A 17,246-nucleotide genomic window follows, 5' to 3' on the forward strand; every position below is an offset into this window, starting at 1 on the left:
GCAGCAACCTTTCGGGAGTGTTATTTTCCAGACAGGCTTAAATGGAGGAGTGCAGTAATGAATGCGTACTGGAAGAGAGCATTTCCGATCTATTTCATGATCTTGCCTGGTTTTCTCTTTTTTATCATTTTCAAGTATATCCCGATGATCGGGATCTCCATTGCATTTATAGATTATAGCCCCTTCAAAGGGATAACGGGAAGCGAGTGGGTAGGACTTCATTATTTTCGCAGATTATTTGCTGAAGGCGATTTCCTCGTGCTGCTCAAAAATACGCTGCTGCTAAATCTGCTTGACGTTGTGTTCTTTTTTCCTGCTCCCATTCTAGTCGCCTTGCTCCTTAATGAAGTTAGAGCGAAGCGCTTCAAGACGGCGGTTCAAACCATTCTGTATGCCCCTAATTTTATTTCCTGGGTCGTCATCGTCGGCATTACCATTCTGCTATTCGCAACCGGCTCCGGAGGGATCAATCAGATTCTGGACAATTGGGGGCTTGGCCCGCTGGAACTGATGACGGATCCCCAATACTTTCGGTGGGTGTGGCTGCTGCAGAATATTTGGCAAGGCGCGGGCTGGGGAGCGATCATTTTTCTCGCTGCTTTGTCTACCATTGACCCCACCTTGTATGAGGCGTCCACGATGGATGGCGCGAACCGCTGGCGCCAGGTCTGGCATATTACGCTTCCCGGCTTGCGAAACGTAATTGTCATCATGTTTATATTACGGTTCGGCCATATCATGGATCTCGGCTTCGAGCATATTTTCTTGCTCCAGAATCCGATGAATCAAGACGTTTCCAAGGTATTTGAGACGTTTATTTACAAAACGGGCCTGATCCAAGGTGATTACAGTTACTCAACGGCTGTCGGTTTATTTAAATCCGTTGTCGGATTGGTGATGGTATGGTTCGTTAACCGGCTGGCCAAACGAATGGGGCAGGAGGGAGTTTTTTAAGATGCGGCATGAAAAAGGCCTTGACCGGTTATTTACGATTCTTGTGTATTTCATACTTATCCTTGCGGCAGCCATGGCGATCTTTCCCTTGTTTTACGTGCTCTCCGTTTCCTTCTCAACAGAAATTGAGTATTTAACGCGCGGGTTCTTCGTGATCCCGAAGCAGTTCACCCTGGAAGGATACATGTATTTATTGGGACATCCCGGGTTTACCTCCGCATTTCGAAATGCGGTTATTCTTAGCGCGGTTGGAACGGCGCTGAATATTGTGCTGACCTCCCTCATGGCATACGGATTGTCCAAGCGGTGGCTTAGATTTCGCAGTTCCTTGAATTTTATGGTGTTCTTCACATTGTTATTCTCGGGCGGAATGATCCCAACCTATCTGGTCGTGCGGTCTCTCCATCTTTTAGACAGCTTCTGGGCGATTTGGTTAAGCACCGCAATAGCGCCGTTCAATGTTATTGTGATGCGAAGCTTCTTCCAGTCCATGCCTTCCGAGCTTGAAGAATCGGCCAAAATCGACGGAAGCGGGGAATGGCGTTTGTTTTTGTCGATTATCGTCCCGCTCTCCAAACCCGTGATCGCTACGTTTACGTTGTTTTATTTGGTAACCAATTGGAATACGTATTTTACTGCGATTCTTTATTTAAACGATGCTGACTTAATGCCGCTTCAAGTATTCCTAAGACAGATGCTGGTTGAGGACGATCCTACAATATCCAATGCGTCCAACGTCATGTATAAGTACACGCCTGCAGCCAAAATGGCGGCGATTATTTTAACAGCCTTGCCGCTGCTGGTGATCTTTCCGATCTTGCAAAAGCACTTCAATAAAGGAGTAATGCTTGGATCGGTTAAAGGATAAGTAGCAGATTAAATTAATATCGATACGAGGTGAGTAATAACATGATTAGTAAACCGAAATATGTAGCCCATCGCGGATTAAGCATGTTCGCACCTGAGAACACCATTGCAGCATTTGAATTGGCGGGCAAATCGGGCTTCTGGGGGATTGAATGCCATACTTACTGCACGACGGATGGTCGCTGGGTTGTCCATCATGATCGGACCGTCGACCGAATGACGAACGGGACGGGGAGGACAAAGGACTTCTCATTTGAGGAAATTCGCAAATTGGATATCGTTGCAGGCAACGGAATTGACGACTACAATGGCTTGTACATTCCAACGCTTGAGGAAGTGATGTCTGTCTGTTTATTCTTTGGCATGCACGCTTTCATCGAGATCGAGGAATATCATCAAGACGGTGATCTGGAGGTGCTGGTAGAGCTTGTGCGCACCGCGGGCATGGCGGATCAAAGCAGTTTCATATGTTTCAATGCCGATGATCTGTTCAAGGTGCGGGCGATTGATGAAACGGTGCCGCTTGGCTTTTTGTCAGCCAAACCACCTGCTGCTGAAGACCTGCAGCTTATTGGCCGATTGCAGCCAGCTTTTCTAGATTACGACTACCGGACAACGACGCCCGATGACGTACGCAACTGCATCAGGGCTGGAATTGACGTCTCGATCTGGACCGTTAACGAAAGAGAGATATCTCGGCAGTTTGAAGAAGCGGGAGCCACATATATAACAACCGACACGATCTTGTGGAAAACGATGGAGCCAGATAATCTTTCCACACCAAAGAAATGACGGAAGCCAAGAACGTACATGAACAAGAAGCCGTGATCTCCACGGCTTCTTAGTATTTAAGGATAAAGAAACTCAATGAGCCAAAGTATGCGGAAAGCGGATGTTTTGTTCGTTCCGATTAGTTTATACTCGTGTTGAGAAGGAGGAGGTATGAATGGGACGGACCAAAGAATTTGACCGTGAGCAGGTGCTTCGCAAGGCGATGATCGTTTTTTGGGAGAAAGGATACGAGGGGGCAAGCATCCCGGATTTATTGCAATCCATGGGAATAAGCAGATCCAGCATGTACGAAACGTTTCAGGATAAACAGACGCTTTATTACGAGGCCATCCAGCAATACAAAAAAATGTCGCAAAAAAAACGCGATCTGATGATCCATGCTCCTTCTGCGATCACCGGGATCCGCCAATATTTTGAGCTGCATATTACGAACGCATTTGCGACGCACGGTGAAGCTTATCCGCACGGATGTTTGATTACGAACGCTTCCGTGGGTCTGGATGCCATGGATGAGCCCTTGCAGAATACGATTCGCCAAAGCTTTACGGAGCTGGAGCAGCTGTTCTATGAGAAATTAAAAGAGGGCCAGGAAACGGGCGAAATTTCTCCTCATAAAGATATAAAAATGTTATCGTTCCTGCTGCTTAATCTCAACCATAGCATCAACGTGATGGCCAGGATCCAAAGCGACAGCGAAAAGGTCCGCGGCATGATGAACGCCGTGATCGAGTCGCTGTAGAGCTTTTTTTTCACCATACTGGAACAATCATTCCGAAAGGGTCTCCCTCTTGCTTAAGCATAGAAGGGGAACTTCTTCTCAAACTGGAATGGTTGTTCCAATATTCTTGCACGATCATCTTATAAGGAGTGTTTCACATGAATGAAAATGGATACGCAAAAGGAAAGCTGGCGAATTCGCCATCGCCCTGGATTATGCTGATTCTTGCTGTTGCATGCGGCTTGATTGCAGCAAATCTTTACTACACGCAGCCATTAGTTGAGTCCATTAGCTCATCTATAGGATTATCTTCAGGAGCAGCAGGGGTCATTGTCACGCTGACCCAAATCGGCTACGGGATCGGCTTGCTGTTTATCGTTCCTTTGGGAGATCTGCTTGAAAACCGCAAACTGGTGGTTGCGCTGCTGATGCTGACGGCCATCGTTTTAATCATTGCAGCCGCTGCCCGAAATGCCGCTCTGTTTCTAACCGCCTCTTTATTTATCGGTGTGGGGTCCGTCGCGGCTCAGATCCTGGTCCCTTATGCAGCTCATCTCTCCCCGGAGGAGACGAGAGGACGTAATGTCGGTAATGTCATGAGCGGGCTGCTGTTAGGAATCATGCTGGCCCGGCCGGTATCGAGCTTGGTGGAAAATTATTTCGGCTGGCACGCGATCTTTATGATGTCTTCCGCCTTACTCTTCCTACTCGCTCTGGTTTTGATCAAAGCACTGCCGGCAAGGAAGCCGCAAACGACCGAACGCTATCCGGCAATCATCTCATCCATGCTGCGGCTGCTCAAAACGACGCCGATTCTTCGTCGCAGGGCGCTGTATCACGCTTGTTTGTTCGGGATGTTCAGCCTGTTCTGGACAACGGTTCCGCTTGTCTTAACAAGTCCGCTATATCATTTTTCCTCTGCAGGCGTTGCGTTGTTCGCTTTGGCAGGGGTATCAGGCGCGGTCGCAGCGCCTCTGGCCGGCCGCTTTGCGGATAAGGGCCTGATCCGGCCTGCAACCGGAATATCCATCGCGCTGGTGCTACTATCCGGACTTCTGCCGATTGTCTTTCCTGGCGGTTCTTTGCTCTCGATCGTGATCCTGGTGCTTGCCGCCATCCTGCTGGATATGGGCGTGTCTGCCAATATGGTGTTGGGACAACGCGCGATCTTCTCGTTGGGAGCCGAGGTGCGGAGCCGGCTGAACGGCTTGTATATGGCGATCTTTTTTGCCGGGGGGGCCATAGGCTCTGCTGCCGGGGGATGGGCCTACGCTATGGGCGGGTGGAAGGCGGCGATGTGGCTTGGCGTCTTTTTCCCGGCTTTGGCAATGCTATACTTTTTGACGGAACGAAGGGTGCGGCAAGACCGCAAATAAAAAGCGATGCATGTTTTTAACAAGAGGTTATAAGATAATAACTTAGAAATAATCTGTAGGATGTATGGGTATGGATCGCAGGTGGCAATATTGAGCAATCAAGAAGAAATGTCTCCTCTCGATACACGCTATAATAAGTGTAATTTCCGAGAGAGAAATCATATGAAAGGGTGGGACGATGTCGGAAACCGAAGATGCTCAGAAAATCCATTGGAAAAGAAACATCATTCTCTTTTTAAGCAGCCAGACGCTCTCGCTGTTCGGTTCTGCCTTGGTGCAGTACGCCATTATGTGGCATATTACGCTGACGACACAGTCAGGCATTATGATGACGCTGTTCATTATTTGCGGTTTTATACCGACGTTTCTACTATCGCCGTTCGCAGGCGTATGGGCGGACCGGTTCAATCGAAAATCGCTCATTATCATTGCGGATGCCATGATCGCGGTGGTAACGCTCATCTTGGCCATCACGTTTTTGCTCGGTTACCAAGCCGTATGGCTGCTGTTTGTTATCGCCGCGGTACGCGCACTTGGTGGAGGTATTCAAACACCCGCTGTCGGAGCGATATTGCCTCAAATCGTACCTCAGGATAAGCTAACCAAGGTGAACGGCATTAACGGAAGCTTGCAAGCGCTCATGATGTTCGTTGCGCCTATTGTCAGCGCTGCTTTGCTAACGATGGCTACGATCGAAATGATTTTTTTCATCGATGTCGTTACAGCGGCGATCGCGATCTTTATCTTGTTCTTTTTCCTTAAAATCCCGTTGCATAAAAAGGCAGCTGACACGCAAAACACAGGCTATCTCGACGACTTCAAACAGGGCTTGGTGTATATTGGACAACATGCCTTTCTCAAATCATTCTTTATCTTTTTTGCCATCTTTTTCGTGCTTATGGCACCTGCGGCATTTTTGACTCCGCTGCAAGTCACACGAACTTTCGGAGACGATGTATGGCGCTTGACCGCGATCGAAATCGCGTTTTCGGTAGGCATGATGGCAGGTGGGGGGATTATTGCGTCTTGGGGCGGCTTCAAAAATAAAGTCTACACGATGGCGATTGCCAGCCTCGTGATGGCATTGTCCACATTCGCGCTTGGCATCGTCCCAGTCTTCTGGTTGTATCTAGCCATTATGGCTGTATTCGGGGTAGCCATGCCTGTCTTCAATACGCCGACGACCGTCATGCTGCAGGAGAAGGTGGATGAAAACTATTTAGGACGGATCTTTGGCGTCTTTGGAATGATCTCGACTTCCATGATGCCGATCGGGATGTTGATCTTTGGACCGCTTGCCGATGTGGTCAAAGTCGAATGGCTGTTGATCGGTACCGGATTGCTTATGCTCGTGCTGACTGTATTCTTCGCCCGCAACAAGCGATTGGTCGAAGCGGGGAAGCCGCTTGTGGTCGCAAACGCCCCTGAGTAAGTATCGGATATCCATTCTAATATGAAGCCCGCAAATGCTCAGGCATTAGCGGGCTTCATTACTGACTCAGTGATAGGCCGGCGTTTCGATGCCGCAGGGGCCTCCGTCAGGATTGCCTTCGAGCTCAAGCGTAGTCCCGTCGGCACGGTAGAGCGGATTATACCAGCGCGAAATTTTGTCGGCACTGGAGTTGGCGTAGTGACAAATGAACGCCCGGCGGAATCGGTCCTTTGATTTGTTGCGGTATGAGCCGTGTATCAGATTTCCGTTGAAGAACAGCACATCACCTGGATCCATGACGGCCGGCACCGGCTTCTCGTCTTTTGGCGGTTTAACATAGTGCGTTGTGAACGATTCCTTAGAATCCGACACATCGGGACAGACGATCTCGTACGTGTTCGTTTTCGGCACAAGCAGCATGCAGCCGTTCTCCTCGTCGCACCGGTCGATCGCCGTCCAAGCGGCGATGCAGTTGCCCGGCTCAACCTTCAGATAGAAGTTGTCCTGATGCAGCGCCTGTCCTCTGGAACCCGGAGGCTTGTAGTAGAACATGCTCTGTGCTGCGTAGGCTTCCTCGCCGTACAGGTCCTCGAGAATCGCCATGACGCCGGGATGTAGCATATACTTCATGGCCACCGGATTGAACCGGTGCGGATGCATGACACGGGGGAACCGCTTCAGCGGGTCGGACCGGTCCGCATTCAGATCCGGTTCGAAATGGCCCGAGATCGTTGTTTGTCCGATCTCATCGAAAGTCAAGCGGATCTCATTGACCTCTCCCGGATGAAAAACCTCTTTAACGATTAGATAACCTTCCGTTTCAAATTGCTTCATTTGCTCTGTGGACAACGTTTTTAACACCTTTGACATATTGACTGCTCCTCTCCGAGATGAATTATCTACAGTTTAATGGAAGAGAACGCAGGCTTGAAGTCGCATTCATGCTCATAACAGGTTGGATTCTGCTATCCTGCTGGACAGAATGTGCAGAACACCTTATTTTATCAGGAGAAGGAATCAAGGAATATTCTTATGGGAGGAGAACGCATTGGTTGAAAACCAACAGCAAAATGGAGCTAAAGACGGGGGGATATTGATTGGTCATTTCCGGGAGAACGAAGAATATTCGATGACGCGCTCGAACGGAATCGATGACTGGCTCATCTTTTACACGATCGAAGGGGGAGGGTATGTGCGAACCCCCGCGGGTGAGAAAACATGCGGCCCGGGTGATGTCGCAGTCATACGCAGAGGAGTGCCCCACACGTACGGGACGACGTCGGGCGGGATATGGCATTTCATGTGGGCGCACTTCCAGCGGCTGCCGGAGACAACGCTGCTGCCCGATGACGAAGTATCGGTCTGCAAAATGCCGAACGGCACCATGCAGCGACGCGTGCTGCGGATATTCCGGACGCTGCTGCATGATTTCCGCGATCGCGGGAAGCTGTGGCAGGAGCTGTGCGAGAATCAACTGAGCAGCGTGCTCCTGCTTGTCGCCGAGCAGCTTGCAGATCGGCATGACCCAAGGGTTAGCCAGGTGCTGCGCATTCTATCCGTTCGGATGCAGGAGCCTCTGACCATCGATGAGCTCGCAGCTGCGGTGAGGTTGTCAGCTTCTAGGCTATCTCACTTGTTCAAAGCAGAGACCGGACAGACGATCCTGGAAACGTTGAATGGCATGCGTCTTGAGCAAGCTGCGCTGCTCATGACCCACGCCGGCCGCACGGCAAGTGAGGCGGCAGTCGATGTTGGCTTTCAGAGTTACAATCATTTTGCCGCACTGTTCCGCAAACGTTACGGCGTCGGCCCGGCGAACTATCGCAGAAAAGGGTCGGCTGCAAACTAAGAAAGAACTGGGATTATGTCACTACTCCCATGAGGGCATATTTGACCATCGTCAGCATACGATTAGGCGAGACTGCTTCTGAGCAAGGGAGGATACCCAAATGACCGTTAACGATCAGCAGCTGGCGCAAATCGCTAAAGCCTATCTGCCCCACGGTGCTGAGCTTGTCACCATTGGAAAGCCTATGGAGCATGCGGCAGTTATCGCTGCCGACATCACGGGAGATCGGATTCCCGAAATAGCCGGTGTATATCGATGGAATGATGAGCTTTATCTGTTTGTGCTGCAATACCGCAATGGCGGCTATGAGGTCATGGCCAATATCATGGGGCAGGGGTATGCGGTCACTTTATTAGGTGCGGTCCCTGTGATGGCTCCCGGCAAGAACCAAATTATCGTTGGCTGGCAGGTTGGCTCCATCTGGTCCAAATTATCAATTTACGACTGGACATCGGAGGGACTTAAGGATATCGCACCTCCTGAAATGAGTTACAGCTATATCGATGTGTTGGATATCCCGGGAGGTTCGGGACCTGACGGCCAAGCTGAAATTGTGTTATGGATACACGATACGGGCGAAGCCTATCGAGTCGAAGTCGTCAGGTGGAGCCAAGGAAGGTTTGTGACCGCGCCGGATGTTTACCCTCATTACTTTCCTGTTGTCGTAAGATACTACGAGAGGCTGACGCAAAAACATCCGGATTATTCCTTCTATTGGTATTACTTGGCGGATGCCCAATATCGGGCGGGGATGCCCGAGGCAGCTTTGGCGTCGGTTCGCATGGCACTCCGTTTCCCGGAGCCTTACCCTATGCGCGAAACGCTGTTAGAGCTTGAGAGCCGGATCAAGCAAATGCTGGCCGGCAGGTGGGAGCCCCGGCAGCCGGTCGGATTATTTCCGGCTTCCGTAAAGACCACGAGTGGAACCAAGTGGGGATATATTGATCGCAGCGGAAAATTAATCATACAACCAAAGTATGAGGATGCACAGGATTTTCAGGATAATGGACTTGCCATCGTAGGGATGCACGGCAATTATGGTCTTATTGACAGATCTGAACGTTATGTAGTGGCACCCATATATCAGTCCATTAGTCCGTTCTCGGAGCATCGGGCGATTGTGATCGATCATCAGGGATTTAAAATGATTGACGAACAGGGAAATGTGCTGACACGACGAGCATATCCGTACATTTCGGTACTGAAGGAAGGCAGGGCGGTTTATTATGTAACCGATCAGGGCAGCGGTAATGGAGCGGCCAGCCGATACGGATATCTTGATGCAGAAGGTCGGGAGGTGATACCTGCCCAATTCGAGGAAGCAAATGATTTTGCCGATGGGAAAGCCGTTGTGAAGATAAAAGACAACCATTACGCCCTCATAGATCCCCATGGCCGGCGATTGGCCGACTATCCATTTGCCTATGTCGGACCGCTTGGCGATGGGCTGCTGGCTTTTCAGCAGGATCCAAATGGCAAATATGGTTACATCAACGAGCAGGGGAATATCGTTATATCGCCGACGTACACCTCGGCATTCCCGTTTCATCAAGGCAGAGCGATCGTGAACACGGCGGAGGATTACAGGTGGAAGTACGGGGTCATTGATTCACAAGGTAAATGGATCATCCAGCCGGAGTATAACGATATTCGGGATTTGAATGAAGAACGGTTTGCGCTTGGGCGTGCAGTTGATCCCGAACAGCCGTATATTGGTTCGATCTATGCCATTGCAGATTGGGAAGGGAAGAGACTTTCTGAATTTATGTATCGTGATGTCTCGGACTACCAGCACGGCTTGGCTTCGGTTTATGACGGGAAGCAGACGTATTTCATTGACCGTACAGGACACCCCGCCCCAGGATATCCTCGAGTGGACGGCAGCGGTTCGCTCACGCTGGAACCCGGAGGGCTAATTAAGGCATTGGTCGATCAGCGCTTGTCTTACCTGGACCGGTCAGGTCACGTCATATGGAGGCAAAACACGGTAATTCCGCTGAACCCGCCTTATCAGGTAATCGAAGAGAAGTATAAACCCAATCCGGATTACTTAGTCTATTATCCACAGCTCGCGGGAATGAGGGATCAAGCAGCTCAGCAAACGTTGAATACGAAGCTTAAAGAAATGTCGCAGGTGAAGTACATTCCTCCGAACCAACAGCTGGATTACTCGTACACGGGTGATTTTGACGTTATTTTCTACAAGCACCAGCTTCTTGAACTGGAGCTCACCGGATATAACTATCCCTTCGGTGCCGCTCATGGCATGCCTTCCAAAGTGTTTGCCGCGATCAATCTTGACAATGGGAGGATCTATGAATTGAAGGATTTGTTTAAAGCGGGCAGCGATTATGTGAAGGAGCTCAGCCGCATCGTTGGCAAGCAGATTCAAGAGGATCCGCAGTATTCGTATGTATTTCCGGATAGCTATAAGGGAATTGCGCCGAATCAGCCCTTTAACGTAACCGAGGACGCGCTGCATCTTGTGTTTGCCCCCTATGAGATCGCTCCTTATGCCGCTGGTTTTCCGACATTCACGATTCCATTCACTCAGATCATGAACATCATCAATACCGAGGGTGAGTTCTGGAGAGCATTTCATTCTTAGGACTTTATACTCAATTATCAATTGGGTGGCCGTGTTTAATGCTTCTCACAGATGGAGGGTTGGAGGAGGAATTGTTAGAGTACAGTCACAAAAATACAAGGGATTCCCCTTAGGCGCTGACTTACCCGATCGACCCATTCCTTCTCCGTTCGTGCGTATGTAGGATCTCCCGCCATTCTGAATACTTTGTACCTACCGCTTCCTTGCTTTTCCAGTGTATCATGAAAAGATGGTCATAATGCTGCGGCATGAACACAGCTTCATGATGTACATAGGGAGACGATTGGATATGAATTGGTTGAACACAGAGATAGCACAGCGTTGGCGGACAGAAGGAAAGAGATACGCTTCCGAGATCAACGAATATGTGCGCATCGGCATGGAGAACGGTTGGCCAGAAGAGCTGCAGCCCCCTGAGGATGATCAGCGCAGAAGCATTGCCGGGGATATTCTTCGCATGATCCAGGGCGCCAATCAGGCTGGGGAAACAAAGAGGCTGCGCGAGGAAATTCCGCCGGCATCCTGGCCGATCACGTCCGAGTTTGGAGATCGGCTGCAGCCGATAAACCCGTTGACCTTTTTACGGGATGGGAGCTTGCTGGTCCATGCCGGCGGCCAGAGAACACACGGGACGCTTTATTTGGCGCATGGGGAGCAGCTGACCACGGTACCGGATGCAAACTTTGCCGGAGGCTCACGGGATGGCGCATATGTGGCGCTTGTCAATGAAGAAGGCATTCGGGTTGTCGAAGGGATGACCGCCGATTCGGATGGAGCGCAGGTTGCCGTGTATCCGTGGGAGGAAGTGCAGAGCAAGCTGAAATTGGCGCTTCCGAACCTCGAATCCCTTGCCGATGTGGAGCACCCCGAAAATGTGGTCGATGAGCTGATCCCTTTTGACGGGGGAAGAAAGCTGCTGCTCGTTTGCGGATACGGCATTTATTTGCTAGATCACGAGGGCGGGGTCGAACTGCTTAATCCTGAACATGCGGATCTCATCGAGTACGAGGAAGAGGATACAATTGTGGATATGGCTCACGGAGATGTTTCTCCTGATGGCCGGTGGCTGGCTTACGGCTCGCAATCCAGTTCGCATTTTTTGAAGGACCTGCAAAGCGGAGAGGTACATGCATTTGAACCGGCGTCAAGCTATCCGCACTTCGCGCGGTTTTCGAAGGATAGCCGCGAGGTATGGTATAATGCGTGCCATTTTTACAACGGGGCGACGTTCAAAGTGCCGCTGACGGAGGACGGACAGGAGAGCTACGGCGATATCGAGAAGGAATGGCCTATGATGAATGAAGAAATGCGGGTGTACGCGGCTGCCTCGCTGAAAGATGGATTCATCCTCGGAGATGCCTACGGCTATCTTAAGTATATCGATAGAGATGGCCGAGAGATCTGGCGGTATTTCGTCGGCAGCACCATATTTGGCATGACTGCTTTCGCGGATGAATCGATGCTGGCTGTCGGCACATATGGGGGCATGCTCCATCTACTGAAGCTGGATAGCGGCCAAAAAAGCGAATACAGCATTGGAACCGCAAATGTTATAGAGACGGGGCGCTGGGTGCTGTGGCGGGATCAGGAGCCATTGCGCTGGTAAGAAGATTCAATTTGGTCCGGAGTGCGATAACAATTGAATGAAATGAAAACTGCACCAATGCAGAAGGAATAGACACGTAAATTTTGCGGGATAGCAAGCCCCTCTATTTTTGTTCAATCGGCGAATGAATGTGTTGTATCCTTTCATTCGCCGATTTTTTTTGTTTTTATGTGGAGGGCTGCCTGTATTTTTGGGCGGAAATGGTTGATTTACTATCATTCAGCACACGGAAAGGAGGTGATGAAGATGAACACCATTCATATGCTGGCCGGCATTCCCGGCAGCGGTAAAAGCCAATACGCGAAAGAATGCTGCAAACGGGAAAGAGCCGTACTTGTAGCGACGGACGCCATCCGGGAAAAGCTGTTCGGAAGCGAGACAAGGCAGAAGAACACCTACCGGATTTTTGACGAAGCTTTTGCCGAGATTGAGCAGGCGCTTGCGTCCGGGAGAAACGTCGTGTTTGACGCTACCAATGTTGCCCGCAACCGAAGAGTTCAATTCCTGAAGCGATTTAACAAGGTTCCGGTGGAATGCCATGTCTGTAACACGCCCTACGAATTGGCCAGGGAACGGGTGCAGGCGAGACAGCGTAAAATCGAGGACAAGGTCCTTGAGAAGTATGCCAAAAACTTCGAGTTTCCCTTGCTTGCCGAAGGCTTCAATCAGCTGCATATCGTCCATACGCCGGCAGATGTCGGACTTGAGCGGGCCGAGCTGGAGCAGCTTCTTGAACGGAAGCCGGGTCATGACGAGCTGTTTGCTTACTTGCGCCATTCTCCTTATTTCAGCGTGATGCTGGGATATGACCAGGAAAATCCCTATCATTCCAAAACCTTGTCCGAGCATACGCATGCCGTTCTGGAGTATATCCATGCGTTTTACGAAGGGGAGCATATGCTTGAGATGCAGCTGGCGGCTTTGTTTCACGATACAGGCAAACCCCTTTGCAAGGTATGGAAGCCGAACCGGGGATATTACTCATATTTTGGACACGAGCATGTATCCGCAGGGATCACCTGCCATGTTCTGAAGGAACTGGGGGATGGCGATGATTTTATTTTACATGTGGTGAACATGGTGAGCTTCCATATGGAGATTCTGCACGGCGGTGATGCCGGGGCCTCCAAGATCTACCATCTGCTTGGCGGCCGGATGCTGGCAGAGCTGTATTTCTTCGCGGAAGCGGACACGTTCGCCAAATAGAGGTGATGAGATGAATAAAGTGAAATATCCGAAAACGATGCATTTGCCGTGGTCCAGAAGCTATACGGACGATGATAAAATTTTGCGGAGCACGGACCATTTTGCCGGACAAGAGGTTGTCATAACCGAGAAAATGGATGGAGAGAACACAACGATGTACTCGGACTTCATTCACGCGAGGTCACTCGACAGTAAAGACCACTCTTCCCGGCACTATGTGAAGACGCTGCACGGAGGAATCCGGTATATGATTCCGGAAGGGTACCGGCTTTGCGGGGAGAACGTATATGCCAAGCATTCGCTGCTGTATACATCCTTGCCCGGCTATTTCATGCTCTTCTCGGTTTGGAACGACCGCAATATCTGTCTTTCCTGGGATGAAACCGAAGCATGGGCGGAGAAATTGGGGATTCCGCTTGTTCCGGTTCTGTACCGCGGAGTGTGGAGCGAGGAAGCCGCCAAGCAGTGCTACACGAAGCAGTCCCGATGCGGCGGAGAGCAGGAGGGCTACGTGGTACGGCTCGCCTCAGAATTTCCTTATGAGGACTTCAAGCGCTCGGTCGCCAAGTTTGTCCGGAAAAATCATGTGCAAACCGACGAGCACTGGCTCAGCAAGCCAGTTGAGCCTAATGTTTTGGCCTAGGGTGTGAACGAAAGAGAATAAGCACGAAGACAGCAATAACCAAAACGGATGAGGAGGGTTTATCATGTAATTCGCTCGGAATTCCTAATGATTATTCGATCATGGGTCAATTCGTTGAATCCGACATACATAAAGATAATGACAATTGCCTTTGCACGTTTATCAATGAGAAACTATGGGCTGCATAGAGCCTTATATCGAAATACATACTACATAACTTTTCACAATTGCGGCAAATACGGAGGTGGTTGCTTTGAGTACGGGCATCGCGATTTACGATACGGAGAAAATAACAGCGCCCGAGGCACTCGAGATCGGGCTGTCTTTTTTTGAGGCAATCGGCGTCAGCGTGAACTCTGCCACGTATTATAGACTTTTAAGCAACGGTGATCATGAAGGAGATCACGATCTGTTCGAGATTTCCCCGGATCGTTTAAGAGAGAACGTGTTAAGAGGAGAATGCGATGCGTTCTGGCTCTATCACGAGCGAAAAGGCTCGGTTCCTTGGCATGCCGCATTCAGCAGGCAAACCGGTGAATTCGGAAGTTTTCCTCATCTTACCGCATTTTGTGAATGTTCACTTGAAGAAGCTTACGCCTCGCTCACAGCGTGGCTTAAAAGCTTGGCGAAGCGGTTTCCCCGCTTTGCTTACGGGATTGTCTATTCCACGGAAAAAATGACTAACGCATATCTTTATGCGGCAGGGAATAGCGGGGTGACGCTGTTCCCCTACGAGAACGGTTTCGCATTTAGCAAAGAGACTCCGGGACTGTATAAGGGTAAGGGGCGGTATTCAGGGGAATTGCTGCGGATGGTTTACCCATGCAACCTGGTGAACAGTCGCCATTTACATATCGAAATCGGCGGAGTAAAGCTGGGAGAATGGATTACGGGCAGTCGGGAACATGGCAAGCTAACGAATATCGGAAAGGAACATTGGCTGTGGGAAGTGGAGACAACGCATCTTGACCAGATAAATCAATTATGCGGAGAAGCTGGATTTCTGGTGGCCTGGAAGCCTCGACCACTGAAGAAGCCGCAACGAAAGCTGCCCTGACCAGGGTAAATACAAAATGGAGGGAACAAGATGAACGAAGAAGCAGTTACAACCGGCTGGGATGCAATTGAAGAGCAAATGAAAAAGCTATATGGGGCCCAGGAGCCTAAGCACTACGGTACGGTGATTCCTTATATGTTGGGTGGTAAGGATCCGCTGGACGGTCTGAGCGCCTACAAAGCGGAGAACCCGCTGCCGCATTGGCATATCGTCACGTTCGGCTTTTCCGAGCTTTATGAGAAAGAGTCGGAAAATAAGGAGTATAGCGGATATGGATTTGAACTTACGTTTCGGGTGGCGCGCACGGAAGACGAGGAAGAGCCGCCGATGTGGGCGCTGAACCTGCTTCAGAACATGGGACGGTATGTTTTTAGCAGCGGGAACGTTTTCGCTTCCGGCGATTACTTGGATGCCAACGGTCCGATTTGTTTAGGAACCGATACTCAGTTAACCGCGCTTGCCTTCGTAGAAGATCCTGAGCTCCCTAGCGTCGTTACGCCTAACGGAAAAGTTGAGTTTTTGCAAATGGTTGGAATTACGGAGGATGAGCTCGAGGCGATGAAAACGTGGAGTACTTCGGGCGTATTGGGTGCCAGCCAAACGAACCTTCCCGGGTATATCACCGATTTGTCCAGAGACTCCCTCTTGCGGATCCCTTCCATAGCGGAAACCGTCCAAAGAGGTTTGGAGCAGGAAGGTTCGAATACCGGATTTTTATTTGTGGATCAATTGGCTTGGGAGCCCGGCAAAAGCCGGCTGTTTAGCAAGACGCCGACCGTGCTCACCTTGGGGGCAAAGCAAGCGGGAACGGTCGGCAAGCTGCTTCGCGGAAGGCTTCTGAAAGGAAAGGACTTGACATTGGCAAGCCAAGACTTGAGAGTTGTGTTGGAGCCTGGTGCGGAAACCGGCTACGAAGCAGGAGAGCAAGAAGTACGGCTCAGGCTGGATGAAGCGACTGCGGACGAGCTCTCGCGAAAACTGCTTCCGAAGGAAGACAGAATCGAGTTGACTGCTTATAAAGGATGTATCATTCAAGTCGTTAAAACCCATATCAAGGACCAAGATGGTAACGTCGTTTCCACCATTGGGTAAAGCGTAAAATCAGGAGTTGAGGCTGCAATGAAATCACGTCGCAAAGGGGAGGCTCGGCTGAACGTGGTCAGCATCGCGGAGGAGCCGATCGAGCAGCTGCCTTATACGGCAGCCGCTCCAGGGAGCAGAGGGGTCACCTATGAATATTTACCGGTTTATTTTGGAGAGATGCTTGGGCTTCCGGATGAAGTAGACGCACTAATCCTAGCTTCAGACCTGCAAGGCGTCGCAGGACACTTATCTGCTGATGAAATGCATAGCCCGCGGCTGATCGGCGAGGAGCTGCCCGAAATGCTGGCCTTGCTGCTGGAAAGCTATTGTCCCCGGTGTGATCCTGAACGTATCGTCGTGCTTCTGTGTGGTGACCTGTACGGCGACCCGGCTCAAAGAGGTTCAAGCGGCGATCCGCTTCCGGTGTGGGAAGCCTTTCGCTCGCATTTCGGCACCGTGCTTGGCGTAGCGGGGAATCACGATATGGTTACGGCAGAAGGGAAAGCAAGGCTTGCGGCCGCCCCGGGTATTGATTTTTATGGCGAGCCTAGAACGGCGCAGCATAGCGGGTTGAATATTGCCGGGCTGGGCGGTGTGACAGGAAGAGCGGGCAAGCCGAATCGGATGCCGGAGGAAGAGTACATAGGCGAGCTACAAAAACTGCTCCGACGCAATCCGGATGTGCTTATGCTGCATCAGGGTCCGGATGTGCCTGCATTCGGGCTTCCCGGCCATGCCGGAATCCGGCGAGAGCTTTCGGCCGGGCCTCCGTTGCTTCTTTGCTGCGGGCATGTCCATTGGGACAGGCCAATGGCGGAGCTGGACAACGGCACGCAGGTGATCAATACCGACGGGAGAGTGCTGGTGTTTGCCGCTGCGGAGTTGGATTAAATCGAAAAGTCTACTTTTTCAAGCGGCTTTCGAGAATAGTACACGCGCAAAGCTAACCTCAAGAAGCTTGCCGTAGCTGCCGATAGAGCACATCACCGTAAAAAAATGGTGAAGCTGATTTAACTTCGCATAAAAATGATCAGTCCTAGCAGCCAGGTGGTCAT

At 50.6% G+C, this 17,246-nt stretch carries 15 protein-coding genes; 14 read left to right on the forward strand and 1 reads right to left on the reverse strand.

Features of this window, described 5'->3' with window-relative positions; translation table 11 throughout:
- Positions 1–57: 57 nt before the first annotated feature.
- From J2Z18_RS15295 to J2Z18_RS15320, 6 genes are all read left to right on the forward strand, one after another.
- Complete coding sequence (locus J2Z18_RS15295) at positions 58–954, forward strand: ABC transporter permease (protein ID WP_210094957.1); 897 nt, start codon at positions 58–60, stop codon at positions 952–954.
- A gap of 1 nt (position 955) precedes the next feature.
- Positions 956–1,822, forward strand: a complete 867-nt coding sequence (locus J2Z18_RS15300) for a carbohydrate ABC transporter permease (RefSeq protein WP_210094958.1) — start codon at positions 956–958, stop codon at positions 1,820–1,822.
- A 41-nt stretch (positions 1,823–1,863) separates the two neighbouring features.
- A complete protein-coding gene (locus J2Z18_RS15305; RefSeq protein ID WP_210094959.1) occupies positions 1,864–2,613 on the forward strand; it encodes a glycerophosphodiester phosphodiesterase in 750 nt (249 codons plus the stop codon).
- A 154-nt stretch (positions 2,614–2,767) separates the two neighbouring features.
- Positions 2,768–3,352: a TetR/AcrR family transcriptional regulator gene (locus J2Z18_RS15310; RefSeq protein ID WP_210094960.1), complete on the forward strand. Its 585-nt coding sequence runs from the start codon at positions 2,768–2,770 to the stop codon at positions 3,350–3,352.
- Positions 3,353–3,489: 137 nt separating this feature from the next.
- On the forward strand, positions 3,490–4,707 hold the full coding sequence (locus tag J2Z18_RS15315) for an MFS transporter (protein WP_210094961.1): 1,218 nt from the start codon (positions 3,490–3,492) through the stop codon (positions 4,705–4,707).
- Between the two features lie 178 nt (positions 4,708–4,885).
- The gene (locus J2Z18_RS15320) at positions 4,886–6,139 is read left to right on the forward strand and encodes an MFS transporter (protein WP_007131287.1); all 1,254 of its coding nucleotides are present in this window, start codon (positions 4,886–4,888) and stop codon (positions 6,137–6,139) included.
- Between the two features lie 66 nt (positions 6,140–6,205).
- Here the strand turns inward: J2Z18_RS15320 and J2Z18_RS15325 are convergent, their stop codons facing one another.
- On the reverse strand, positions 6,206–7,009 hold the full coding sequence (locus J2Z18_RS15325) for a phytanoyl-CoA dioxygenase family protein (protein ID WP_210094962.1): 804 nt from the start codon (positions 7,007–7,009) through the stop codon (positions 6,206–6,208).
- Between the two features lie 178 nt (positions 7,010–7,187).
- Between J2Z18_RS15325 and J2Z18_RS15330 the strand changes: the two genes are divergently transcribed.
- The 8 genes from J2Z18_RS15330 (at position 7,188) to J2Z18_RS15365 (ending at position 17,082) form a co-directional block, all read left to right on the forward strand.
- The gene (locus J2Z18_RS15330) at positions 7,188–7,988 is read left to right on the forward strand and encodes a helix-turn-helix domain-containing protein (protein ID WP_144868452.1); all 801 of its coding nucleotides are present in this window, start codon (positions 7,188–7,190) and stop codon (positions 7,986–7,988) included.
- A 100-nt stretch (positions 7,989–8,088) separates the two neighbouring features.
- Positions 8,089–10,596 (forward strand): WG repeat-containing protein, encoded by a 2,508-nt coding sequence (locus tag J2Z18_RS15335; protein WP_007131290.1) that lies wholly within the window; start codon positions 8,089–8,091, stop codon positions 10,594–10,596.
- A gap of 289 nt (positions 10,597–10,885) precedes the next feature.
- Positions 10,886–12,202, forward strand: a complete 1,317-nt coding sequence (locus tag J2Z18_RS15340; RefSeq protein ID WP_210094963.1) for a WD40 repeat domain-containing protein — start codon at positions 10,886–10,888, stop codon at positions 12,200–12,202.
- A 246-nt stretch (positions 12,203–12,448) separates the two neighbouring features.
- Complete coding sequence (locus tag J2Z18_RS15345; RefSeq protein ID WP_210094964.1) at positions 12,449–13,408, forward strand: AAA family ATPase; 960 nt, start codon at positions 12,449–12,451, stop codon at positions 13,406–13,408.
- 10 nt (positions 13,409–13,418) lie between these two features.
- Positions 13,419–14,051, forward strand: coding sequence for an RNA ligase family protein (locus J2Z18_RS15350; protein ID WP_007131293.1), 633 nt, complete (start codon positions 13,419–13,421; stop codon positions 14,049–14,051).
- 253 nt (positions 14,052–14,304) lie between these two features.
- Positions 14,305–15,108: a hypothetical protein gene (locus tag J2Z18_RS15355; RefSeq protein ID WP_007131294.1), complete on the forward strand. Its 804-nt coding sequence runs from the start codon at positions 14,305–14,307 to the stop codon at positions 15,106–15,108.
- A 30-nt stretch (positions 15,109–15,138) separates the two neighbouring features.
- A complete protein-coding gene (locus tag J2Z18_RS15360; RefSeq protein WP_007131295.1) occupies positions 15,139–16,200 on the forward strand; it encodes a suppressor of fused domain protein in 1,062 nt (353 codons plus the stop codon).
- A gap of 27 nt (positions 16,201–16,227) precedes the next feature.
- Positions 16,228–17,082 carry a metallophosphoesterase family protein gene (locus J2Z18_RS15365; RefSeq protein WP_007131296.1) on the forward strand — a complete coding sequence of 285 codons (855 nt, stop codon included), beginning with the start codon at positions 16,228–16,230 and terminating at the stop codon, positions 17,080–17,082.
- Positions 17,083–17,246 lie beyond the last annotated feature (164 nt).

Origin of the sequence: Paenibacillus lactis, from assembly GCF_017873605.1 — a bacterium.
Taxonomy (GTDB): Bacteria; Bacillota; Bacilli; order Paenibacillales; family Paenibacillaceae; genus Paenibacillus_AQ; species Paenibacillus_AQ lactis.